This window comes from Pseudomonas sp. Z18(2022), from assembly GCF_036346535.1.
Lineage (GTDB): Bacteria > Pseudomonadota > Gammaproteobacteria > Pseudomonadales > Pseudomonadaceae > Aquipseudomonas > Aquipseudomonas yamanorum_A.
The window spans coordinates 549,408-571,683 of record NZ_JAOTOA010000003.1 but is presented as its reverse complement, the minus strand read 5'-3'; the positions used below and the strand labels follow the sequence as shown (position 1 = coordinate 571,683).

At 61.2% G+C, this 22,276-nt stretch carries 19 protein-coding genes; 11 read left to right on the top strand and 8 right to left on the bottom strand.

What is annotated here, in order from left to right; genetic code table 11:
* Positions 1-161: 161 nt before the first annotated feature.
* The 9 genes from V3W39_RS10685 to V3W39_RS10645 all read left to right on the top strand — a co-directional run bounded on the left by V3W39_RS10685 (position 162) and on the right by V3W39_RS10645 (position 10,329).
* Positions 162-1,469 carry a CitMHS family transporter gene (locus V3W39_RS10685; RefSeq protein WP_076013340.1) on the top strand — a complete coding sequence of 436 codons (1,308 nt, stop codon included), beginning with the start codon at positions 162-164 and terminating at the stop codon, positions 1,467-1,469.
* A 65-nt stretch (positions 1,470-1,534) separates the two neighbouring features.
* A complete protein-coding gene (locus tag V3W39_RS10680; RefSeq protein WP_003214768.1) occupies positions 1,535-2,302 on the top strand; it encodes a TerC family protein in 768 nt (255 codons plus the stop codon).
* Between the two features lie 213 nt (positions 2,303-2,515).
* Positions 2,516-4,174 (top strand): Na/Pi cotransporter family protein, encoded by a 1,659-nt coding sequence (locus V3W39_RS10675; RefSeq protein WP_003214770.1) that lies wholly within the window; start codon positions 2,516-2,518, stop codon positions 4,172-4,174.
* A 57-nt stretch (positions 4,175-4,231) separates the two neighbouring features.
* The gene (locus V3W39_RS10670) at positions 4,232-5,614 is read left to right on the top strand and encodes a M16 family metallopeptidase (protein WP_330212606.1); all 1,383 of its coding nucleotides are present in this window, start codon (positions 4,232-4,234) and stop codon (positions 5,612-5,614) included.
* Positions 5,615-5,685: 71 nt separating this feature from the next.
* The gene (locus V3W39_RS10665; RefSeq protein WP_177079062.1) at positions 5,686-6,729 is read left to right on the top strand and encodes a DUF5924 family protein; all 1,044 of its coding nucleotides are present in this window, start codon (positions 5,686-5,688) and stop codon (positions 6,727-6,729) included.
* A 55-nt stretch (positions 6,730-6,784) separates the two neighbouring features.
* Positions 6,785-7,933: an ABC transporter permease gene (locus V3W39_RS10660; protein WP_177043539.1), complete on the top strand. Its 1,149-nt coding sequence runs from the start codon at positions 6,785-6,787 to the stop codon at positions 7,931-7,933.
* Positions 7,930-8,733: an ABC transporter ATP-binding protein gene (locus tag V3W39_RS10655; RefSeq protein ID WP_010168669.1), complete on the top strand. Its 804-nt coding sequence runs from the start codon at positions 7,930-7,932 to the stop codon at positions 8,731-8,733. The genes V3W39_RS10660 and V3W39_RS10655 overlap by 4 nt, the downstream gene beginning before the upstream one ends.
* 1 nt (position 8,734) lies before the next feature.
* Positions 8,735-9,673 (top strand): MlaD family protein, encoded by a 939-nt coding sequence (locus tag V3W39_RS10650; protein WP_177043540.1) that lies wholly within the window; start codon positions 8,735-8,737, stop codon positions 9,671-9,673.
* Positions 9,670-10,329, top strand: a complete 660-nt coding sequence (locus V3W39_RS10645; RefSeq protein ID WP_330212605.1) for an ABC-type transport auxiliary lipoprotein family protein — start codon at positions 9,670-9,672, stop codon at positions 10,327-10,329. The genes V3W39_RS10650 and V3W39_RS10645 overlap by 4 nt, the downstream gene beginning before the upstream one ends.
* A gap of 87 nt (positions 10,330-10,416) precedes the next feature.
* Here V3W39_RS10645 and V3W39_RS10640 read toward each other — a convergent pair whose 3' ends face one another.
* The 5 genes from V3W39_RS10640 to V3W39_RS10620 all read right to left on the bottom strand — a co-directional run bounded on the left by V3W39_RS10640 (position 10,417) and on the right by V3W39_RS10620 (position 14,803).
* Positions 10,417-11,646 (bottom strand): nucleoside recognition domain-containing protein, encoded by a 1,230-nt coding sequence (locus tag V3W39_RS10640; RefSeq protein WP_003214785.1) that lies wholly within the window; start codon positions 11,644-11,646, stop codon positions 10,417-10,419.
* 99 nt (positions 11,647-11,745) lie between these two features.
* Positions 11,746-13,077, bottom strand: a complete 1,332-nt coding sequence (gene gltP, locus V3W39_RS10635; RefSeq protein ID WP_177043542.1) for a glutamate/aspartate:proton symporter GltP — start codon at positions 13,075-13,077, stop codon at positions 11,746-11,748.
* 729 nt (positions 13,078-13,806) lie between these two features.
* On the bottom strand, positions 13,807-14,274 hold the full coding sequence (locus tag V3W39_RS10630; protein ID WP_177043543.1) for an inhibitor of vertebrate lysozyme family protein: 468 nt from the start codon (positions 14,272-14,274) through the stop codon (positions 13,807-13,809).
* Positions 14,275-14,276: 2 nt separating this feature from the next.
* Positions 14,277-14,441, bottom strand: coding sequence for a DUF1328 domain-containing protein (locus V3W39_RS10625; protein ID WP_003170804.1), 165 nt, complete (start codon positions 14,439-14,441; stop codon positions 14,277-14,279).
* A gap of 77 nt (positions 14,442-14,518) precedes the next feature.
* Positions 14,519-14,803, bottom strand: a complete 285-nt coding sequence (locus V3W39_RS10620) for a hypothetical protein (RefSeq protein WP_330212604.1) — start codon at positions 14,801-14,803, stop codon at positions 14,519-14,521.
* A 391-nt stretch (positions 14,804-15,194) separates the two neighbouring features.
* Between V3W39_RS10620 and algB the strand changes: the two genes are divergently transcribed.
* Both algB and V3W39_RS10610 read left to right on the top strand, forming a co-directional pair.
* Positions 15,195-16,541, top strand: coding sequence for a sigma-54-dependent response regulator transcription factor AlgB (algB, locus tag V3W39_RS10615; protein ID WP_076013329.1), 1,347 nt, complete (start codon positions 15,195-15,197; stop codon positions 16,539-16,541).
* Positions 16,542-16,551: 10 nt separating this feature from the next.
* A complete protein-coding gene (locus tag V3W39_RS10610; protein WP_177043545.1) occupies positions 16,552-18,339 on the top strand; it encodes a KinB sensor domain-containing domain in 1,788 nt (595 codons plus the stop codon).
* A 63-nt stretch (positions 18,340-18,402) separates the two neighbouring features.
* Here V3W39_RS10610 and V3W39_RS10605 read toward each other — a convergent pair whose 3' ends face one another.
* The 3 genes from V3W39_RS10605 to V3W39_RS10595 all read right to left on the bottom strand — a co-directional run bounded on the left by V3W39_RS10605 (position 18,403) and on the right by V3W39_RS10595 (position 22,267).
* Positions 18,403-19,179, bottom strand: a complete 777-nt coding sequence (locus tag V3W39_RS10605) for an N-acetylmuramoyl-L-alanine amidase (protein ID WP_177112278.1) — start codon at positions 19,177-19,179, stop codon at positions 18,403-18,405.
* A 98-nt stretch (positions 19,180-19,277) separates the two neighbouring features.
* Positions 19,278-21,392: a GGDEF domain-containing protein gene (locus V3W39_RS10600; protein ID WP_330212603.1), complete on the bottom strand. Its 2,115-nt coding sequence runs from the start codon at positions 21,390-21,392 to the stop codon at positions 19,278-19,280.
* The gene (locus V3W39_RS10595) at positions 21,389-22,267 is read right to left on the bottom strand and encodes an endonuclease/exonuclease/phosphatase family protein (protein WP_177043548.1); all 879 of its coding nucleotides are present in this window, start codon (positions 22,265-22,267) and stop codon (positions 21,389-21,391) included. The genes V3W39_RS10600 and V3W39_RS10595 overlap by 4 nt, the downstream gene beginning before the upstream one ends.
* Between the last annotated feature and the right edge of the window lie 9 nt (positions 22,268-22,276).

Genomic DNA, 22,276 nt, shown 5'->3' with positions numbered 1-22,276 from the left:
ACCGGCAACAGACCGGTTGTTAACAACAACAATGGTGATTCCCGATGTCTGCTCGTACCCGCCTGTTTGCCCCGACTCCACCCGTACGCCTCGTGCCTTTCGTTCTGCGCTGACCCAACCGGTTCGCCATTCCCTAGCCGCGCTACGCCTGGAGTATTCCTATGCTGACTTTCCTTGGCTTTGCCATGGTCATCACGTTCATGTTCCTGATCATGACCAAGCGCCTGTCTGCGCTGATCGCCCTGATCATCGTGCCGATCCTGTTCGCGCTGTTCGGCGGCTTTGCGCCGAAGATCGGCCCGATGATGCTCGAAGGCATCACCAAGCTCGCGCCCACCGGCGTGATGCTGATGTTCGCCATCCTCTATTTCGCCTTGATGATCGACTCCGGGCTGTTCGACCCGGCGGTGCGCAAGATCCTCAAGCTGGTCAAGGGCGACCCGCTGAAGGTCTCGGTCGGCACCGCCGTACTGGCCCTGGTGGTCTCGCTGGACGGTGACGGCGCCACCACCTACATGATCTGCGTGGCCGCCATGCTGCCGTTGTACAAGCGCATCGGCATGAGCCCGCGGATCATGGCCGGCCTGATCATCCTGGCCGGCGGCGTGATGAACATGACGCCATGGGGCGGCCCGACCGCCCGTGCCGCCAGTGCGCTGCATGTAGACCCCTCGGACATTTTCGTACCGATGATCCCGGCGATGCTGGCCGGCGTGGTTGCCATCCTGGTGATTGCCTACATGTACGGCAAGCGCGAACGTGCGCGCCTGGGTGAACTGCACCTGCACGGTGACGAAATCGACCACAGCGAAATCAGCGTTTCGCAGTACCCGGACGCCCGCCGTCCGAAGCTGATCTGGTTCAACGGCGCCCTGACGCTGGCCCTGATGTGCACCCTGATTGCCGGCCTGCTGCCGCTGCCCGTGCTGTTCATGGTGGCCTTCAGTATCGCGATGATCGTCAACTACCCGTGCCTGCAAATGCAGAAAGACCGCGTCGCCGCCCACGCCGGCAGCGTATTGGCGGTGGTCGGGTTGATCTTCGCTGCTGGTATCTTCACCGGCATCCTGTCCGGCACCGGCATGGTCGATGCCATGTCCAAGAGCCTGCTGGCGGTCATCCCCGACGCCCTCGGCCCTTACCTGGCCGTGATCACCGCACTGGTGAGCATGCCGTTCACGTTCTTCATGTCCAACGATGCGTTCTACTACGGCGTACTCCCCGTACTGGCCGAAGCCGCCAGCCACTACGGCATCACCGCCGTGGAAATGGCCCGCGCTTCGATCGTTGGCCAGCCCGTGCACTTGTTGAGCCCATTGGTTCCATCGACCTACTTGCTGGTGGCATTGGCGGGTATCGAATTTGGCGATCACCAGCGCTTCACCCTCAAGTGGGCGGTACTGGTGTGCCTGTGCATAATGGTCGCCGCATTGCTGATGGGGATTTTTCCGCTGTTCAGCACTCTATAATCGTACAACCCACCGCGCTGGCTCTTAAGGCTCGCGCGGTCTAACACTCGTTCAAAGGAATACACATGGAATGGCTGACCAATCCGGAAATCTGGATTGCTTTCTTCACCCTGACGGCCCTCGAGATCGTCCTGGGCATCGATAACATCATCATGATTTCGATCCTGGTCAGCCGCATGCCCAAGCACATGCAGGCGCGTACCCGGATCTTCGGCCTGGCCCTGGCCATGGTCACGCGGATCCTGTTGCTGCTGTCGATTACCTGGGTGATGCGCCTCACCGACGATCTGTTCGTGGTGTTCGGCCAAGGCATTTCGGGCCGCGACCTGATCCTGTTCTTCGGTGGCCTGTTCCTGCTGTGGAAAAGCTCCCAGGAGATGTACCACGCGCTGGAAGGTGAAGACGAAACCCACGACGAGCCAAAAGGGGCGGGCGGCAAGTTCATCTACACCATCATCCAGATCGCAATCATCGATATCGTCTTCTCCCTGGACTCGGTGATTACCGCCGTCGGTATGGTTTCCCACGTACCAGTGATGGTGGCCGCAATCATCGTCGCCGTGCTGGTGATGATGCTGGCCGCTGGCACCATCAGCGATTTCATCGACAAACACCCGTCGCTGAAGATGCTGGCGCTGTCGTTCCTGCTGGTGGTGGGTACCGTGCTGATCGCCGAAGCCTTCGATGTTCACGTGCCAAAAGGCTACGTTTACTTCGCCATGGCGTTCTCCCTGGCGGTGGAAGCGGTGAACATCAAGATGCGCACCGCCATCGCGAAAAAGAAGAAACAGCAGGACCCTGTGAAACTACGCAAGGACATTCCGGGTCAGTAACCTTGACCCGCTGCTGAAAAAAGGGGCTCTCGAGCCCCTTTTTTTTCATCTGCAAAAAACTGATTTCATGACAGTTTTGTTTCAATCCCGACTTTAGCTATGCGATGCTGGCGCAGAGCCCATTCGCCAACTACAGCTTAAGTACAAGACGTAGAACGGCACGCGGCAATTCTTATTTGCTCTTTTTGAGCTAACCCACACGGGGGGCCGAGCATGCTGACCTTGCTCAATCTGCTTTCCGCCGTGACCCTGCTTATCTGGGGCACGCACATCGTCCGTACCGGCATCCTGCGGGTCTACGGTTCCAACTTGCGCCAGGTCATCGGGCAGAACATGTCCAAGCGCTGGCTGGCGTTTATCGCCGGCATCCTGGTAACGGCCATGGTGCAAAGCAGCAACGCCACGGCGATGCTGGTGACCTCGTTTGTCGGCCAGGGCCTGATGGGCCTGATGCCCGCCCTGGCGACCATGCTCGGTGCCGACGTCGGTACTGCGTTGATGGCACGGGTGCTGACCTTTGACCTGTCGTGGCTGTCGCCGCTGCTGATTTTTCTCGGGGTGATTTTCTTCCTGTCGCGCAAACAGACGCGTGCCGGGCAGATGGGCCGTGTCGGGATCGGCCTCGGGCTGATCATCCTGGCGCTGCAATTGATCGTCGAAGCCGCAGGCCCCATTACCCATGCGCAGGGCGTCAAAGTCCTGTTTGCCTCGCTGACCGGCGATATCCTGCTCGACGCCCTGGTCGGCGCACTGTTCGCGATGATTTCCTACTCCAGCCTGGCCGCCGTCCTGCTGACCGCGACCCTGGCCGGTGCCGGCGTGATCGGCCTGCACGTGGCCATCGGCCTGGTGATCGGCGCCAACATCGGCAGCGGCGTGCTGGCCTTCCTCAGCACCAGCATGCAAAACGCCGCCGGCCGCCAGGTGGCCCTGGGCAGCCTGTTGTACAAATTGATCGGCTTGCTGCTGATCATTCCGGTCCTGGACCCCTTGGTCGGGTGGATGGACAATCTGGACTACAGCGCCCAAGGCATGGTGATCACCTTCCACCTGCTCTATAACGTCATCCGTTGCCTGATCCTGCTGCCCACCATTGGCCCAATGTCGCGCTTGTGCGCCTGGCTGCTGCCGGAGCGCGAAGAGGTCAACGGCCTGGCCAAGCCCCGCCACCTGGACCTGGCGGCGCTCGCCACGCCGAGCCTGGCACTGGCCAACGCCGCCCGTGAAACCCTGCGCCTGGGCGACCTGATCGACAACATGCTGACCTCGATGCTGGAAGTGCTGCGGGGCAAGCAGACCGCCATCACCCAGGAAATGCGCAGCCTGAGCGACGACGTTGAAGCGCTGTACAGCGCGATCAAACTCTACCTCGCACAAATGCCCCGGGAAGACCTCAGCGAGCAGGACAGCCGACGCTGGGCCGAAATCATCGAGCTGTCGATCAACCTGAAACTGGCCGGTGACCTGATCGAGCGCATGCTGCGCAAGGTCCAACAGCAAAAAACCTCCCAGCGCCGCTCGTTCTCCGAAGTCGGCCTGGAAGAGCTCGCGGGCCTGCAAACCCAGTTGATCGCCAACCTGCGACTGGGCCTGTCGGTATTCCTCAGCGCCGACCCGGAAAGCGCCCGGCAGTTGCTGCGGGAAAAACGTCGCTTTCGCGCCCAGGAGCGTCGCCTGGCCCACGCCCATGTCAGTCGCTTGCAACGTAAAATCGTACAGAGCCTGGAGACCAGTTCCCTGCACCTCGAGCTGATTGCCGACATGAAGCGCCTCAACTCGCTGTTCTGCAGCAGCGCGTATGTGGTGCTGGAAACCACCGATACCGGTGCGCTCTCGGCGGACGATATTGCCGACATCACCCATTCGCCCTGAACGTAAGGTGGCGAGCGAAGTCAGTTAACAAGGACCTCACTCGCCAGGAAGCTTGTTATGCGTCGCCTGCTATTCGCCTGCCTGCTCATGGGCTCGGCACACACCTTTGCCTTTGACCGCCTGCAAGTCGAGGGCTACACACTGCCCAACGGCCTGCAATTGCTGCTCAAACCAGGCACCGAGCGCGGCCACGTGGCCATTCGCCTGGTGGTGGGTGTAGGCCTCGATGACTTCAGTTGCGAAGACAAGGAGCTGCCGCACCTGCTGGAACACCTGTTGTTCAGCGGGATCGACGGTGGCGGCGAAGGTGAGCTGGAAGAGCGCATGCAAGCCCTTGGCGGGGACTGGAACGCCTACACCAGCAACGCCGACACCACCTTCGTCATCGAGGCCCCGGCGCAAAACCAGCGCAAGGTACTCGACCTGCTGCTGGCCATCGTCACCCGCACCGAACTGACCGACGCCAATATCAACGCGGCCAAACAAGTGGTGGAGCGCGAAGACGGCGGCCACTACTCGCACCTGCAACGCCTGTTGGATCGTCAGGACCTCGGCCACAAGGCCAGCAGTCAGTTGGCGGTGGAGCTGGGCCTCAAATGCGCCGAGCGGGCCGACGTCGACCACCTGACCCGCGACCAGCTGGAAAAACTGCGCAAGGCCTGGTACGCCCCCAACAACATGACCCTGATCATCGTCGGCGACCTCGACAAGCTGTTGCCGGCCTACCTCGAACGCACCTACGGCGCCCTTGATCCGGTTGACCCCACCGAACATCGCGCACTACCGGACATTCAACACGCCGCCGCCATTCGCCGCGACCTGATCCACGGCTGGGTCGGTGACAACGCCAAGCTGCACTGGTTATTCCCCGAGCCGGTGCTGAACGACCAGTACGATGAAACCTTCGACCTGCTGAAGGATTACCTGGACTGGGCGCTGTATCGCCAACTGCGGCTGCAGCATGGTTTGTCCTACGGCCCGTGGAGCGAACGCGAAGTGCTGGGCGGCGTAGGCTTCATGAGCCTCAACGCCGACCTCGAGCGCGAAGACTTGCCCGAAGCCGAGCATGTGCTGGAAGCCCTCAAGGCCCAACTACTCCAGGACGGCCTCGACCCCGCCACCTTCGCCCGCCTGCAACAAGCCGCCATCGCCCGCCAGGCGTGGGCGGTTCAGGGCAACAGCGCGCTGGCCGACTATTACTGGAGCGCCTCGGGCGACTACGCCAAGGGGCGTTTCAGCGACCCGGCCAAGCGCATCAAGGCCGTCAGCCTGGAGCAAACCAACCAGGCCATGCGCGAGCTGTTCAAGCAGAACGGCTACTGGCGCATCGAGAAACCGCTGTTCAGCTACGACACGCTCAACTGGATCGCCGCCGGAGCGCTAGGGCTGATCACGATTGTGTTGCTCGGCGTGTGGCGTTATCGCAAAGGGATTGCGTAATGAGGCCCCGGGAAAACGGCTAAAACGTTATTCTGTCTGGGATTTTTCCTACAAAGACTGTGAACTGCCGAATGCCTATCCTGACCCAGACCATCCAGCGCGTCCTCGAACTGATGAAGCGCTACCCAGGGGTGATTGCACTCGGCGGTTTCATCTCGGGTGTGGGCAGCTTCATCCTGGTGGATCGCCAGCAAGGTATGGCCAGCTGGATCGCGATCATCATGCTGGTGAGCTGGTTATGGCTGATGCTGGAAAACAGCTTCACCCAGCTGTTCAGCAAGGTCTTCAAACGGGAAATCCCCGAGCCGCTGCTGCGCTACGCCACGCAGATGATCCACCAGGAAAGCCTGTTTTTTGTGCTGCCGTTCTTTTTTGTCACCACTACCTGGAACAGCGGCCAGTCGATCTTTACCGGCCTGCTGGGTGCGGCGGCGCTGGTCTCGATCACCGATCCGCTGTACTACAAGTGGCTGGCGCCCAAGCGTTCGCTGTTTCTCGCGCTGCACACCCTGACCCTGTTTGCCGCCCTGCTGACCGCGCTGCCGATCATCCTGCACCTGACCACCGCCGAGAGTTACAAGCTGGCCCTCGGTGTGGCAATGCTGCTGTCGATCCCAAGCCTGGCCGTCAGCCTGCCGCTGCGCAGCATCAAGGGTTGGGCGATGCTGTTGGGGGTTACCGCAGCGATTGGTTGCGCCGGCTGGTTCCTGCGCAGTTGGGTGCCGCCCGCGACGCTGTGGATGACCGAAGTGGCCATCAGCACCCAACTGCAGGACCGCACGCCCGGCGATGACCTCAAAGAAGTCAGCGCCGCGCAACTGCGCAGCAGCGGTTTGTATGCCTACACCGCGATCAACGCGCCCCGCGGGCTGGATGAACGGATCTACCATGTGTGGAAATTCAACGGCAAGGAAGTCGACCGTATCGCCCTGGACATTCATGGCGGGCGCAAGGAAGGCTATCGGGCCTGGACCCACAAGCAGAACTTCCCCGCCGACTCGGTGGGACGCTGGCAGGTACGGGTGCTGACCGAAGATGGCCAAGTGATCGGCGTGTTGCGCTTCAAGGTGACTGATCCCGGTCAGGACACCACAACGCCGGACGCGCCAAAGTAGTCAGGATCGTGCTATTACGTAGGAATTCTGGAATAGCCAAACAAGCTCGGAGCTTATGACCAGTAGCACAACGGCCGGTGCCGCCCATCTGGACACGTCCACCCAGCCTCCACTGCTGAGGATTACGGGGGATTGGACGCTTGCCCACTATGCCAACCTGAAGAAGCTGTCGGAAAAGCTCGACGGCCAGTACGACGCGGGCGCACGCATCGACCTCAACGGCCTGGGCGCCCTGGACACCGCCGGCGCCTCACTGCTGGTGGAATTGCTCGGCCCCGAGCGCATCGAACAATCCGCCGAACAGACCGACTGCAGCCTCTCGGCCGCCGACCGCGCATTGCTGAAAACCGTCTACCGCTCGCTGAACGACTTCTGCGTGCCGGTAAAAGAACCGGAAGAGGCCGCCGGCATTATGTTGCTGGCACGCATTGGCAGCGCGGTGTACACCGTCTGGCAAGACGGCATGAAGTTACTGGGTTTTATCGGCCTGATCCTCGAGACCTTCGCCCGTGGCGTATTCCGGCCCAAGCGCTGGCGCGTGACGCCGATGGTTGCGCATATCGAACAAACCGGCCTCGACGCGGCGCCCATCGTCGCCCTGCTGACCTTCCTGGTGGGCGCGGTGGTGGCGTTTCTCGGCGCCACGGTGCTGGCCAGTTTTGGCGCGAGCATCTTTACCGTGGACCTGGTGGCGTTCTCCTTCCTGCGGGAATTTGGCGTGTTGCTCACCGCGATCCTGATGGCCGGCCGTACCGCCAGCGCCTTCACCGCGCAAATCGGCTCGATGAAGGCCAACGAAGAAATCGACGCGATCCGCACCCTGGGCCTGGACCCTATGGAATTGCTGGTGCTACCCCGGGTGCTGGCGTTGCTGGTGGCGCTGCCGATGCTGACATTCCTGGCAATGATCTCGGGGATTATCGGCGGCGGCGTGGTGTGTGCGGTGGCCCTGGATATTTCGCCGGCGATGTTCCTCTCGCTGCTGCAATCGGACATTGGCGTGCAGCACTTCATCGTCGGCATGATCAAGGCGCCGATCTTCGCATTCCTGATCGCCGCCATCGGCTGCCTGGAAGGCTTCAAGGTCAGCGGCAGCGCCGAGTCCGTCGGCGCCCACACCACCTCCAGCGTGGTGCAATCGATTTTCGTGGTGATCGTGCTGGATGCGGTGGCCGCACTGTTCTTCATGGAGATGGGCTGGTGAGTCGCTTACGTCGTGCGCCCACCGAGGCGGTGATTGAAGTCCGTGGCCTGTGCAACCGCTTTGGCCCGCAAAGCGTGCACGAGAACCTCGACCTGGACTTGTACAAGGGCGAGATCCTCGCGGTGGTCGGCGGGTCCGGCAGCGGCAAGTCGGTGCTGCTGCGCAGCATCATTGGCTTGCGCCAGCCGAGCGAAGGGCAGGTGCGGGTGTTCGGGCAGAACCTGCCGAGCTTGTCGGAACACGAACGTTCGATGGTGGAACGGCGCTTCGGCGTGCTGTTCCAGAAGGGCGCGCTGTTTTCCTCGCTGACGGTCACGGAAAACGTCGCCTTGCCGCTGATCGAACATGCCGGCCTCAGCCGTCCCGACGCCGAACACCTGGCGGCGGTAAAGCTGGCGTTGGCCGGGTTGCCGCTGTCGGCTGCCGATAAATACCCATCGTCACTCTCCGGCGGCATGATCAAGCGCGCAGCCCTGGCCCGTGCCCTGGCGCTGGACCCGGACATCCTGTTTCTCGACGAACCCACCGCTGGCCTCGACCCGATCGGCGCCGCCGCCTTCGATCAACTGATCCTGACCCTGCGCGATGCGTTGGGCCTGAGCGTGTTCCTGGTCACTCACGACCTCGACACGCTGTACACCATCACCGACCGTGTAGCGGTGCTGGCGCAGAAAAAGGTACTGGTGGCGGATGCCATCGATGTCGTCTCGGAAACCGACGACGCCTGGATTCACGAATACTTCCATGGCCCACGGGGCCGCGCGGCATTGGATGCCGCTCAACTGCTCAACGAGGTATGACATGGAAACCCGAGCCCATCATGTGATGATCGGTCTGTTCAGCGTGATCGTCGTGGTCGGTGCCATGCTGTTCGGCCTGTGGCTGGCCAAGTCCAGCGTCGACAGCGCATTCCAGGATTACGAAGTGGTGTTCAACGAGGCCGTCAGCGGTCTGTCCCAGGGCAGCGCGGTGCAATACAGCGGGATCAAGGTGGGCGATGTCACCAGCCTGCGCCTCGACCCGAAAGACCCGCGCCGGGTGCTGGCGCGCATCCGCCTGGCCGGGCAAACGCCGATCAAGGAAGACACCCAGGCCAAGCTGGCCCTGACCGGCATCACTGGCACCTCGATCATCCAGCTCAGCGGCGGCACGCCCCAAAGCCCGGAACTCAAGGGCAAGGACGGCAACTTGCCGGAGATCATTGCGTCGCCATCGCCGATCGCGCGCCTGCTGAACAACAGCAATGACCTGATGACCAGCATCAACCTGCTGCTGCACAACGCCAACCACATGTTCTCCCGGGAGAACGTCGAACGCCTCAGCAATACCCTGGACAACCTGCAACAGACCACCGGCGCCATCGCCGACCAACGCGGCGACATCAAGGTGGTGATGCAGCAATTGATACAGGTGAGCAAACAGGCCAGCGCCACCCTGGAGCAAACCACCGCGCTGATGCGCAACGCCAACGGTTTGCTCAACGACCAGGGTAAGCAGATGTTCGGCAGCGCCGAGAAGGCCATGCAGTCCCTTCAACAAAGCACGGCCACCATCGACACCTTGTTGACCAACAACAAGGACTCCCTGAACAGCGGCATGCAGGGTCTCAACGAACTGGCGCCAGCGGTGCGCGAGCTGCGGGAAACCCTGGGTTCGTTACGCGCGATTTCCCGCCGCCTGGAAGCCAACCCCAGCGGTTACCTGCTGGGCAGCGACAAGAACAAGGAGTTCACGCCATGAAGCGTGCTTACCAAATGATCGCCCCCGTTGCGCTGGCATTGGTCAGTGCGTGCTCGATCCTGCCCAAGGCGGATCCTTCGGACGTGTACCGGTTGCCTTCGGCGCAGACGGCCACGCAAGCCAGCCCTGTGGCCTGGTCGCTGCGCGTGGCCAAGCCGCAGACCAGCGAATTCCTCGACAGCCCACGAATTGCCGTGGTGCCCAACGGCGACTTGATCAGCAGCTACGCGAATTCACGCTGGAGCGATCCGGCGCCGGTGCTGTTGCGTAACCGGTTGCTGGATGGCTTCCAGCGGGATGGGCGGGTGACGTTGCTGAGTACCGACGAGACCAATCTGCAGGCGGACTTTGAGCTGGGCGGGCAGTTGCAGGCGTTTCAGAGCGAGTATCGCGGCAGCGCGGTTGAGGTAGTGATACGCCTGGATGCGCGGCTGGTGCGCGGGAGTGATCAGCGGATTATTGCCAGCAAGCGGTTTGAGGTGCGGCAACCGGTGGGGGATACCAAGGTGCCGGCCGTAGTCGCCGGGTTTGGTCAGGCTGGGGATGCGTTGAACAAGCAAGTGGTGGATTGGGTGGTGGGCCTGGGAAGCCGCGCTTTTGTGGCGAGGGAGCTTGCTCCCGTTGGGCTGCGTAGCAGCCCCAAAACCAGCCAATAAGCTTCGACTGACATACCTGCGAAACCTTGCTGGGGCCGCTTCGCGGCCCAACGTGAGCAAGCTCCCTCGCCACAGTTGACCTAGGTTTTAGCCGAAGAACCAGTAGCACACCGCAATCGCCGCCACCACGCCGGCAAACTCCGCCAACAACGCACACCCCACCGCGTGCCGCGCCCGCTGGATGCCCACCGAGCCGAAGTACACCGCCAACACATAGAACGTGGTCTCGGTACTGCCCTGGATCGTCGCCGCCACCAGCGCCGGGAAGCTGTCCACGCCCTGGGTCTGCATCGTCTCGATCAACATCGCCCGCGCCGCACTGCCGGAGAACGGCTTTACCATCGCCGTCGGCAACGCATCGACAAAGCGCGTATCCATGCCGGTCCAGGCCACCACATGGCGAATCCCTTCCAGGCCGAAATCCAGCGCGCCCGACGCCCGCAACACACCCACCGCACACAGCATCGCCACCAGATACGGCAGCAGGTTCTTGGCCACGTCGAAGCCTTCCTTGGCGCCTTCGACAAACGCCTCGTAGACCTTGACCTTGCGCAACGCGCCAATCACCAGGAACAGCATGATCAACCCGAACAGCGTCAGGTTGCCAAGGATCGATGACAACCCCGCCAGCGCAGTGGCTGAGAGCGTCGCCAGCAAGGCCATGAAGCCACCCAGTACCAGCGCCCCCGGAATCAGGTACGCCAGCACCACTGGGTCCCACAGCCGCAGGCGTTGCATCACCGCCACCGACAGCAGGCCCACCAGGGTCGAAGCGCTGGTGGCCAACAGGATCGGCAGGAACACAAGCGTCGGGTCGGCCGCCCCTTGCTGGGCGCGGTACATGAAGATCGTCACCGGCAGCAGGGTCAGGGAAGAGGCGTTGAGCACCAGGAACAGGATCTGCGCATTACTGGCGGTGTTGGGGATCGGATTGAGCTCTTGCAGCGCCTTCATGGCCTTGAGGCCGATGGGCGTAGCGGCGTTGTCGAGACCCAGGCCGTTGGCGGCGAAGTTGAGGGTGATCAAGCCGATGGCCGGGTGGCCGGCGGGCACTTCCGGCATCAGGCGGCGAAACAGTGGGCCCAGCGCCTTGGCCAGCCAGTCGACGATCCCGGCTTTCTCGGCGATGCGCAGGAAGCCCAGCCACAAGGTCAGCGTGCCGAACAGCAGCACCATCACCTCGACCGACAACTTGGCCATGGCGAAGATGCTTTCCACCATCGCCGCAAAGATGCCGGCGTTGCCGCCGATCAGCCATTGCGCCAGTGCAGACACCATCGCCACGATAAAAAAGCCAAGCCACAGGCCATTGAGCATCAGTTGAATCCCCCGAAAGATGGGGCGAATGATAGCGGGGCTGACAGAAACGACAAACCCCGGATTTTCCGGGGTTTGTGTAGGAGGCAGTCCTGGCGATCAGCCGCGACTGGTCTCGCCGGCCGGCAGCACTTGCTTGGTGCGCCAGTGCGGCAGCGAGTTCCAGTAGCGCTCGCCCTTGGCGTCGTCGTACATGCCTTCCCAGCGGGAGATGACCAGTACGGCCAGGGCGTTGCCGATCACGTTCAGTGCGGTACGGGCCATGTCCATGATGCGGTCGACACCGGCGATGAACGCCAGGCCTTCCAGCGGAATGCCCACGCTGCCCAAGGTCGCCAGCAGCACCACGAAGGACACGCCCGGCACACCGGCGATGCCTTTGGAGGTGACCATCAGGGTCAATACCAGCATCAGTTGCTGGCCAATCGACAGGTCGATGCCATACAGCTGGGCGATAAAGATCGCGGCGATGCTCTGGTACAGGGTCGAGCCGTCGAGGTTGAACGAATAACCGGTGGGTACCACGAAGCTGCAGATCGCTTTCGGCGCGCCGTAGGCTTCCATCTTCTCGATCACACGCGGCAGCACGGTTTCGGAACTGGCGGTGGAGTAGGCCAGTACCAGCTCATCCTTGAAGATGCGCATCAGCTTGAGAATCGAGAAGCCAAACAGGCGAGCGATCAAACCCAGTACCGCAAAGGCGAAGAACAGAATCGCGACGTAAACCAGGATCACCAGCTTGGCCAGCGGCAGCAGCGAGGCGAAACCGAAATTGGCGACCGTCACCGCGATCAGCGCAAACACGCCGATTGGGGCGTACTTCATGATCATGTGGGTGACTTTGAACATGCTCTCGGACACGCCCTGGAACATGGTCACCAGGGGTTCGCGCAGTTCAGGCTTGAGGCTCGACAAGCCGAGGCCGAACAACACCGAGAAGAAGATGATCGGCAGCATGTCGCCACGGGCCACGGCGGCGAAGATGTTCGACGGGATCAGGTTGAGGATCGTCTCGATGAACGCATGCTCGTGCTGAACCTCTGCGGCGGTGGCGGTGTATTTGGAGATGTCGACGGTACCCAGGGTACTCATGTCGATACCGGCACCCGGATGGAACAGGTTCGCCAGCAGCAGGCCGACCACAATGGCGATGGTGGTGACCACTTCGAAGTAAAGGATGGTTTTTACGCCGATCCGACCGAGCTTTTTCGCATCCCCAACACCGGCGATTCCGACAATCAGCGACGAAATCACGATCGGGATAACGATCATCTTGATCAGGCGGATAAAGATATCGCCAGCGGGCTGCAACACGTTGCTGATCCACCAGGCCTTTTCGGCACTGAAATGGTTAAGCACCGCACCGATTGCAATCCCCAGCACCAGACCGATGAGGATCTGCCAGGCGAGGCTTAGCTTTGCCTTCTTCATGTCATTACCCTTACTTCAAGTGGACTCAGGCAGATGCGCCAGCAGCTGGAACGCTCGAGAGCGAAAAAGTGGGTGCATCTGCCTCCGTAGAAGGTCACCGCAGTTGGCCGATATGGCTCACTGGCAGGCGAAAAAAGGCGCAACTATTCCGATGCAAGGAGGCGACGTCTAATGCCGTAAACGCCTACCCTATGCCGAATCGGCATGAGTTTTTTTGAGTTTTTCTGTCTGAACGGTCAGTTCGAATACGACATTTCGGCAGGCATAAATGCCGCGAACCGGCCATTTCAGGCTCGCGCAGGGTTTTTTGAAAAATTACGGTCGCGGTCGAAAACCCCTGAAAATTCCTACGCATACCATCGAAAAACTCGTCTGGCAGGAGACAAACTTTCTCGATAGATGGTCACGTGGAAACACCAGGAAATGGTTGAGGCGACGCAAAAAGGGAAATTGCCGCTATGGGCGGTATGACAGAAGCGGGCATAAGAGGCATAAGCCCGTCGCAAGTTCCACAAGCCATCGGCTTGCGAACTTGCGTCGCAGCTTTTCACCTGACCCGGCCCTTGCGCAGGCACTCCCTGTACCCGTAGGTCACGCCGATCCGATCGATCAGAGCAACCCGGCCCCTTGGTCATGCACCGCCCCGGTCGGGCCGTGCAAACAGAAAGAAGCGTGGCGCTCCTTTCTATGGACGATAAGCCGGTAGACGACAGGGTCGTCAGACCGAACCTAGTACCAATTCGGGTCTTTCTTGAGCTGTTCCATCAGCAGCTTTTGCATGCCTTCGTCCGGCTTGCCGAGAAAGCGGTAGTCGGCGTGCCGTGTCGGCGACTTGTCCGACGGCAGGCCCGCTGGCACTTCCACCAACATGGCGTAGGCATCTTCCTTGTCGAAGCTGAAGGCGACAATCAGGCGCTTGTTCAGGCACGTGTCTGCGGTTTCACAGAGTGGCCCTACCAAGTACTTGTCACCATCCTCTTCAACAGCGTTCATTTGTTCAGCGCTGCCCGACAGGTTCATCACCCATTCCGGCAGACGCTCTTCCTTCTTGACCACGCTCTGCCAGGTTTCGCGGTATTGCGGGTCCGCACTCAGCAGTTCGTTGACCCGGGACTGGCCATCATTTGCAGCCAGCGCCAGACCGCTGCCGCCCAACAACAGGGCGGCAGCCAGGGCTTTAAGGGACGAATTGAACATGCTTAGCCTCGGCCACGACGGCCAAAGAAGAAGGAAGCGATGAACATCACCAGGAAGACCACAAACAGAATTTTTGCGATACCCGTGGCGGTGCCCGCGATACCACCGAAGCCCAGGACTGCAGCCACAATGGCAATGATCAGAAATGTGATTGCCCAACTCAACATGGTGATTCTCCTTACGCTTCTTTTAGGGGTAACAGCGGTAGTGCATGCGGTCGCTCGATTAAAGGACCGTGTCTTGCCTAGAACACCCAGCGTTCCTGAGATGGCAGGTCGCCGAGGGTGGAATCTTGCTCAACCGCCGCCAGTTGCGGGGTTGTCACGTCGGCGCTGCTGCTACCGACCGAACGGAAATGGGTCTGGGTCATCATCGGACGTTCAAAATGCGCGGTGTGCTGCTGACTCTGCTGCCAATGCGCCAATTGCTGACCACCAATCAAGGTCACCATCAGGGCCAGGCTGGCAAACAGCCCCTGTTGCAGACGCAGTGGCGATACACGCAGTTGGGTGAGGCTTTGGCGAGTCATGCTGTATCTCTCCCGCATTCTGATTATTCGGTGATGAAGCTCGTACAAGGTGTATTGCAGCCTGCGTGCCAGTTTTTTAACAAAATAAAACTTAATAAAATCAATGAGTTAAAAACAAAAGCGCTTTGACACCACGAGCATCCTGCACGATGCCCCTATCCACGCCGTGCGAAATGCACGATGGTCACTGGTCGGATTGGGGGATCGGAAGGCAGCCTTCGACTGCCGAAGTGGCAGGAGGGAGAAAAAAACGCCACGAATGGGCGCCTCTGTAAGAAGAATCGCAGATAGCTGCGCGATGACGGCTTTAATCAATCAGAATAAACCATGCAACTTGCCCGATTATTCCGGGACTAAACAACATCATTCATTCTTAAGGAGCGCGGGACAGATGGAATCAGCCAAGGAACTTCAAGGCCGCATTCTTTTAGTGGATGACGAATCCGCGATCCTTCGCACCTTCCGTTATTGCCTGGAAGATGAGGGCTACACCGTAGCCACTGCCAACAGCGCTGCCCAGGCCGATGCCTTGTTGCAACGCCAGGTGTTTGACCTGTGCTTCCTGGACCTGCGACTGGGCGAAGACAACGGCCTCGACGTACTGGCGCAAATGCGCGTCCAGGCACCGTGGATGCGCGTGGTGATCGTCACCGCCCATTCGGCCGTCGACACCGCCGTGGATGCAATCCAGGCGGGTGCCGCCGACTACCTGGTCAAACCTTGCAGCCCCGACCAATTGCGCCTGGCCACGGCCAAGCAGCTGGAAGTGCGTCAGCTCTCTGCGCGCCTGGAAGCCCTGGAAGGCGAAGTGCGCAAGCCCAAGGACGGACTCGACTCCCACAGCCCGGCCATGATGGTGGTGCTGGAAACCGCCCGCCAGGTAGCAGGCACTGACGCCAACATCCTGATTCTCGGCGAGTCCGGCACCGGTAAGGGTGAGCTGGCCCGGGCCATTCACGGCTGGAGCAAGCGTGCGAAGAAATCCTGCGTCACCATCAACTGCCCGTCGCTGACCGCAGAGCTGATGGAAAGCGAACTGTTCGGCCACAGTCGCGGCGCGTTTACCGGCGCCAGCGAAAGCACCCTCGGGCGCGTCAACCAGGCAGACGGCGGTACGCTGTTTCTCGACGAGATCGGCGATTTTCCCCTGACCTTGCAGCCCAAGTTGCTGCGTTTTATTCAGGACAAGGAATACGAGCGCGTCGGCGACCCGGTGACTCGCCGCGCCGATGTGCGAATCCTCGCCGCCACCAACCTGAACCTGGAAGACATGGTGCGCGACGGTCGTTTCCGCGAAGACCTGTTGTACCGCCTGAATGTCATCACTTTGCACCTGCCACCCCTGCGCGAACGCAGCGAAGACATCCTGACCCTGGCGGACCGCTTCCTGGCGCGCTTCGTGAAGGAATATGCGCGGCCCGCACGCGGATTCAGCGATGAAGCCCGTGAGGCGCTGCTCAACTACCGTTGGCCGGGGAACATCCGCGAACTGCGCAACGTGGTGGAGCGCGCCAGCATTATTTGCCCACAGGAAAAGGTCGAGATCAGCCACCTCGGCATGGCCGAGCAGCCGACCAACAATGCCCCGCGTATCGGCGCGGCATTGAGCCTGGATGAATTGGAAAAGGCACATATCGGCGCGGTACTGGCCACCAGTGACACACTGGACCAGGCAGCCCGGACCCTTGGTATTGACGCGTCGACGCTGTACCGCAAACGCAAACAATACAACCTGTGAGCTGTAGCCTATGAAGCTTGCGATGAAGCTGCGCACTCGGCTGTTCCTGAGTATTTCCGCGCTGATCACCGTTGCCCTGCTGGGGTTGTTGCTGGGCCTGGTGAGCGTCATGCAAATGGCCAAGACCCAGGAGTCGTTGATTCGCAGCAACTTCATCACCCTGGACCTGGGGCTCAAGCTGCGGCAGACCCTCGGCGATCAGTTGATGATCATGCTCAACGAGCAGCCCAATCCCGCCGCCCTGGAAGCCTCCAAGCAACGTTATTTCGCCCTGTTGCAGCAAGGCATCGAACACGAACAAAAGGACACGACCACCAGCGGCTTTACCAAGGCAAAAACCGACTACCTGAGCTTTCTGGAGGCATTCGATAAAAATGAGAATGCCCCACCGGCCCTGCGTAACAACGACGAACTGACCAAGCGCTTCAACATCTTGCGCAACGGCCTGATCGCCGAGCACAAGCAAGCGCTGGAAAACATCAACGACACCGAACACAAGTCCCGTGAGCGAGCACTATTGATTGCCGGCCTGCTGGGCCTGGTGGGGTTGGCGGTGCTGATCATCGGTTTCGTCACCGCCCATGGCATTGCCCGACGCTTTGGCGGGCCGATCGAGGCGCTGGCCAAGGCCGCCGACAAGATCGGCCAGGGTAACTTCGAAGTCACGCTGCCCATCTCCTCGGCTGCCGAGATGAACCTGCTGACCCGACGCTTCGGCATCATGGCCGAGGCCCTGCGCCAGCATCAGGCAACCAATGTCGATGAGCTGCTCGCCGGGCAGCAACGTCTGCAGGCAGTGCTCGACAGCATCGACGACGGCCTGCTGATGATCGACCGCCAAGGCCGCCTGGAGCACCTTAACCCGGTAGCACAACGCCAACTGGGCTGGGACGAGAATCGCCTGGGCCAAGGCCTTGGTGACGCCCTGGGCCGCCCGGAACTGGATGAACAACTGCACCTGGTGCTGCGCGGCGGCAACCTGGAGCGCGCTCCCGAAGACCTGGAAGTGGAAGTCGAAGGCGAGCTGCGCCTGCTGACGTACAGCCTGACGCCGGTCAGCCATACCCAGGGGCACATTCTGGGCGCCGTGATGGTGCTGCATGACGTCACCGAGCAACGCGCCTTTGAACGGGTGCGCAGCGAGTTTGTGTTGCGCGCCTCCCATGAGTTGCGCACGCCAGTGACGGGCATGCACATGGCATTCGGGTTGTTCCGGGAACGGGCAAAGTTTCCTGCGGAGTCTCGCGAAGCGGACTTGCTGGATACGGTCAACGAGGAAATGCAGCGCCTGATGCAGTTGATCAACGACTTGCTCAACTTCTCGCGCTATCAGAATGGCTTGCAGAAATTGACACTGGGCCCATGTGATATCAGCGACCTGCTCGAACATGCCCGCGCCCGCTTCGCGGAGCAGGCGAATGCGCAGAACATCGAATTACTGGTGGAGGAACAATCCCCGCTACCGAGGCTGCATGCCGATCGCGCGCAGTTGGAGCGGGTGCTCGACAACTTGCTGGGCAATGCCCTGCGGCACACGGCCGACGGCGGGCAGATCCGCCTGCAGGCACGTCGCCATGGCGAACGGGTGATTGTCAGCGTCGAGGACAACGGCGAAGGCATTGCCTACGGCCAGCAAGGACGGATCTTCGAACCGTTTGTACAGGTAGGTCGCAAGAAGGGCGGTGCCGGGCTGGGCCTGGCGCTGTGCAAGGAGATCGTGCAATTGCACGGTGGCCGCATGGGGGTCTATTCGCGGCCGGGGCAAGGGACGCAGTTTTATATGGCGCTGCCCCTGTAGGAGCCGGCTTGCCGGCGATGACGACCCTGAGGACGTTATCGCCGGCAAGCCGGGCTCCTACGGTTATTGGTGATTCAGTGCCCGCAGGATAGCGGCACTCTCGGCATCCGGCGTCCCGTCAAACAGCGACGCCCGGAAGTGCATCTGGAACGCAGCCATCACGTGGCGCGTCGCCACATCCAGCTCGCCGGTCTGAGGCGTCGGATAGCCCAACTTCGCCAACTCTTCCTGGAACCAGGTAATGCTCGGCAGCTCAGCTGCGTATTGCACCTGGTAACGGGCAACCGCCTTGGCGTCCGGCCACATCCCCAACCCTTCATCCGCCAGGCGCTTCCAGGGGAACAACGGCCCCGGGTCCAGTTTGCGCAGTGGGGCAATGTCGCTATGACCGATGATGTTCCGCGGATCGATACCGTTGCGCTTGCTGATGTCCTTGAGCAGCACCACCAGCGACTGCACCTGCGCCTCGGAGTACGGGTACCAGACGCGGCCTGTCGGCAAGTCGCGATACCCCGGGTTCACGATCTCGATCCCGATGGAGCTGGAGTTGAGCCAGGTGCGGCCCATCCATTCACTTTCACCGGCATGCCAGGCGCGCTGGCTTTCATCCACCAGTTTGTAGATGGTGCCTGAAGCATCGTCGCCGATCAGGTAATGGCTGCTGACCTGGCCGTGGGTCAATAGCGCCAGGGAGCGCTCAAGGGACGCCGAGGTGTAGTGCACGATGACGAACTGCACCCGGTTGTCGTGGTTCACCGACGGATGATTGGTGTCCAAACGGGGTCCACTCGCACAGCCGGCGAGCAGGAGAAGCAGAAAGGCGGAACACAGAAGTTTCATGGCAGCAGACAATACGCTTAAGACGATAATGCAACAGTGTAACGTACCGTTTGCTGCCCAGCGGCCAAATGCGACATTTTAAACAAAATGGAACATTTTCAGGCCGCCTGCACCTGATTGCGCCCAGCGGCCTTGGCGCGGTAAAGCGCCTCGTCGGCGCGCTTGAGAGCCAGGTCACTGCGCTCTCCCGGCTGAAACTGCGCCATGCCCATGGACACCGTAATCGTCACCGGCTCGCCCTTGAAGTGAAACGGGCAGGCTTCGATGGCAGCCCGCAGGGTTTCACCCACTGCCAATGCTTCTGACAAGGATGAGTTGGGCATCAGCAGCACAAACTCTTCACCGCCAAAGCGCGCGATGAAGTCGTTGGGACGCAGGCGTTTGCGAAGCACCGTGGCGATGATCTTCAGCACCTTGTCGCCGGCCAGATGACCGTAGCCGTCGTTGATACGCTTGAAGTGATCGAGGTCCAGCATCGCCAGCGACAGGCTATTGCCACGCTGATGCCAGGCGTTGACCTCTTGCTCCAGGCGCTCGCTCCAGGCCGCGCGGTTGGGCAAGCCGGTGAGTGGGTCGATCAACGCTTTCTGGCGCTGAACCTCCAGATGCTCACGGTAGCCTTGGGCTTCTTGCTCCATATTGGCGACCCGCTCGGCCAGGCCTTTTAGACGGGCAGCCACTTCCTGTTCGCGCTGGTCACGCTGGTGCTGGTGTTGGTCCATGGTGCCGAGCAGCCCTTCGAGGTGGCTTTCCAGCACATGCTTGAGGCTGTCCAGGTCCGCCGCGTCCTGCACGCTGCTTTGCAAACCATCCACTTGTTCACGGATCTGCGTATCCAGTTCCCTGGCAGCCGAGCGACTGTCGGCGTGGCCGTCACTGGCCACCTGCAGGTGACCCTGGAACGCCTCGAGGCGCTCATTGAGCTGCTTGAGATAGGCCTCAAACTCATGTTGGCCACTGTCGGTAATCGCCAGCATCAACACCGCCAGGTCATCGAGAATCGGCAGCAGTTCGTACCAGTTCAAGCCGTGGGTCAGGCGTTCACGCATGGCTTCGGCCTGGGGCCGGTGACGCTCGGGCAGCGACAGGTCTTCCAGCAGGCCGAGCAGGGTGTCTTCGATGTGTTTGGCCACCGAGCTGTAAGACGGCTCGGGGGTGTCGGGCAGGGCGTAGACCTGATCCGCTTGCAGCTCGTCGGGGTTCAACTCTTCCAACTCGGCCGCCTCTTCCGGCTCGTCGGCCAGGACCGGCGGCAGGGAGAGACTGCCGATCTCGGTTCGCTCCGGTTCGCGGGCCTGCACCTGCGGCGCCTCGACCATGGCGGCGAGGGCACTCTCGAGAGCGGGCTCAACCTCCGTTTCGATCGGTTGTTCGGGCTCCAGCGATTCGATAATCGCAGCGGGTGCCTCGATGACGGGCGCGATGGTAACGACGGGCGGGGCAGCGGGCGTCACTTCGCTGACAACCTCAGCAGCCTTTACTTGCGGTTCGGGCTCAGGGGGCAACTCGACAGGGGCCGGAACCTTCGATTGCGGTGCAAAAGCCCGCAACGCCTGGGTCAGCTCCTCGGATTGCGCCGGCGCTTCAACTTCATCCACCGCCTTGGGCTTTGGCGCAGCAGGCGCCTGAACAGCAGGGCGGGATGGCGCGCGTGGCTCAACCTCCGGGGTTTCGACCGCAGCGTCCTTGGCGCCAAACAGGCGCTGCAACAGCCCCGGACCCGAACGGCTGGCCTCACCCTCCGGCTCCAGGTTACTCAGCGCCTGCCCTTGGAGGCCGCTCAGTTCACTCAGCAACAGCGGAATCTCTCGCGCCTGGCCGACCCGGCCGTCCAGCTGTTTGGCGAACGCCTTAAGCGGGCGGCTCACTTCTCGCGGCAACGGCAGTTTTTGCAACTGAGTGACCAGGGCCGTCAACGCCGTGCCTATCTGGTCTACCCGGGTTTCACGGCGCTGTTCCGAATCCAGCACGGCCTTTTCCAGGCGCGGCAACAATGCAGCGAGGGCGGCGTCCATGTCGTCCGTACGCACAACGTCGCGCATTTCCTTCATGCATTGGTCAACTGCGCGGTCGGTCCCTTCAGCCGCCAGGGTGCTGCGCACCAGCCCCCGGCGCAGCAGGTCGAGGCGGGCGGCCCAGCGACGCTCGAGCTTTTCTTGTTGCTCGATGCTTAACAGGTATTTTTCTTTCCAGCGCTGGGCGTCGTCGCTCATGCAAGGGGTCCGCGAGGGCCGGGGCTCAACGCGGGCAATGCATCAGCCGTGAGCGAACCCGGCAGACGAATCTCTACCGCGACGGGCAGGTGATCGGAGATGGGCTGCGCCAGCACCTGCACGCTTTCGAGTGTCAGGGTCGGGCTGAGCAGGATGTGATCAAGACAACGTTGCGGGCGCCAGCTGGGAAAGGTGGCTTCGACTTGCGGCGCCAGTAACCCAAGGTCACGCAACGGGGAATTTTGCAGCAGGTCTGTGGCATGGGTGTTCATGTCACCCATCAGCACCTGGTGTTTGTAGTTGCCAATCAACTCACGGATATAGGCCAACTGCATGGTGCGGGTTCGAGCCCCCAACGCGAGGTGCATCATCACCACCACCAACGCTTCCGGCCCTTCGCCGAACCGCACCAGAATCGCCCCGCGGCCTTTAGGGCCGGGTAACGGGTGATCCTCGATCGCCCACGGTTTCAGGCGGCTGAGCACACCGTTGCTGTGCTGGCCGAGTTTGCCAAGGTTGCGATTGAGTTGTTGATACCAGTAAGGAAAGGCACCGAGCTGGGCCAGGTGCTCGACCTGGTTGATGTAGCCGGAGCGCAGGCTGCCACCGTCGGCCTCCTGCAGGGCTACCAGGTCGAAGTCTCCCAGCAGGTCGCCGATCTTTTGCAGATTGCCGGCACGCCCGTTGTGGGGCAGCAGGTGCTGCCAGCCACGGGTCAGGTAGTGCCGGTATTTCTCGGTACTGATACCTACCTGGATATTGAAACTTAGCAGGCGCAACCGGCTGTCTGCCGGCAGGCCCGTGGATTCCAGGTGGTGTTCGTTGACCTTCGGGTCATGCAGGCCAACGACACGTTCAGTACCCCAGCGACGCATGACGGGCCC

Bases quoted from the DNA above. Each gene is read 5' to 3' on its own strand.
- algB (WP_076013329.1), top strand. From the start codon at position 15,195: ATGGAATCAGCCAAGGAACTTCAAGGCCGCATTCTTTTAGTGGATGAC.
- V3W39_RS10645 (WP_330212605.1), top strand. From the start codon at position 9,670: ATGAAGCGTGCTTACCAAATGATCGCCCCCGTTGCGCTGGCATTGGTC.
- V3W39_RS10670 (WP_330212606.1), top strand. From the start codon at position 4,232: ATGCGTCGCCTGCTATTCGCCTGCCTGCTCATGGGCTCGGCACACACC.
- V3W39_RS10660 (WP_177043539.1), top strand. From the start codon at position 6,785: ATGACCAGTAGCACAACGGCCGGTGCCGCCCATCTGGACACGTCCACC.
- V3W39_RS10685 (WP_076013340.1), top strand. From the start codon at position 162: ATGCTGACTTTCCTTGGCTTTGCCATGGTCATCACGTTCATGTTCCTG.
- V3W39_RS10610 (WP_177043545.1), top strand. From the start codon at position 16,552: ATGAAGCTTGCGATGAAGCTGCGCACTCGGCTGTTCCTGAGTATTTCC.
- V3W39_RS10665 (WP_177079062.1), top strand. From the start codon at position 5,686: ATGCCTATCCTGACCCAGACCATCCAGCGCGTCCTCGAACTGATGAAG.
- gltP (WP_177043542.1), bottom strand. From the start codon at position 13,077: ATGAAGAAGGCAAAGCTAAGCCTCGCCTGGCAGATCCTCATCGGTCTG.
- V3W39_RS10600 (WP_330212603.1), bottom strand. From the start codon at position 21,392: ATGAGCGACGACGCCCAGCGCTGGAAAGAAAAATACCTGTTAAGCATC.
- V3W39_RS10605 (WP_177112278.1), bottom strand. From the start codon at position 19,179: ATGAAACTTCTGTGTTCCGCCTTTCTGCTTCTCCTGCTCGCCGGCTGT.
- V3W39_RS10630 (WP_177043543.1), bottom strand. From the start codon at position 14,274: ATGTTCAATTCGTCCCTTAAAGCCCTGGCTGCCGCCCTGTTGTTGGGC.
- V3W39_RS10625 (WP_003170804.1), bottom strand. From the start codon at position 14,441: ATGTTGAGTTGGGCAATCACATTTCTGATCATTGCCATTGTGGCTGCA.
- V3W39_RS10675 (WP_003214770.1), top strand. From the start codon at position 2,516: ATGCTGACCTTGCTCAATCTGCTTTCCGCCGTGACCCTGCTTATCTGG.
- V3W39_RS10640 (WP_003214785.1), bottom strand. From the start codon at position 11,646: ATGCTCAATGGCCTGTGGCTTGGCTTTTTTATCGTGGCGATGGTGTCT.
- V3W39_RS10650 (WP_177043540.1), top strand. From the start codon at position 8,735: ATGGAAACCCGAGCCCATCATGTGATGATCGGTCTGTTCAGCGTGATC.
- V3W39_RS10620 (WP_330212604.1), bottom strand. From the start codon at position 14,803: ATGACTCGCCAAAGCCTCACCCAACTGCGTGTATCGCCACTGCGTCTG.
- V3W39_RS10595 (WP_177043548.1), bottom strand. From the start codon at position 22,267: ATGCGTCGCTGGGGTACTGAACGTGTCGTTGGCCTGCATGACCCGAAG.
- V3W39_RS10680 (WP_003214768.1), top strand. From the start codon at position 1,535: ATGGAATGGCTGACCAATCCGGAAATCTGGATTGCTTTCTTCACCCTG.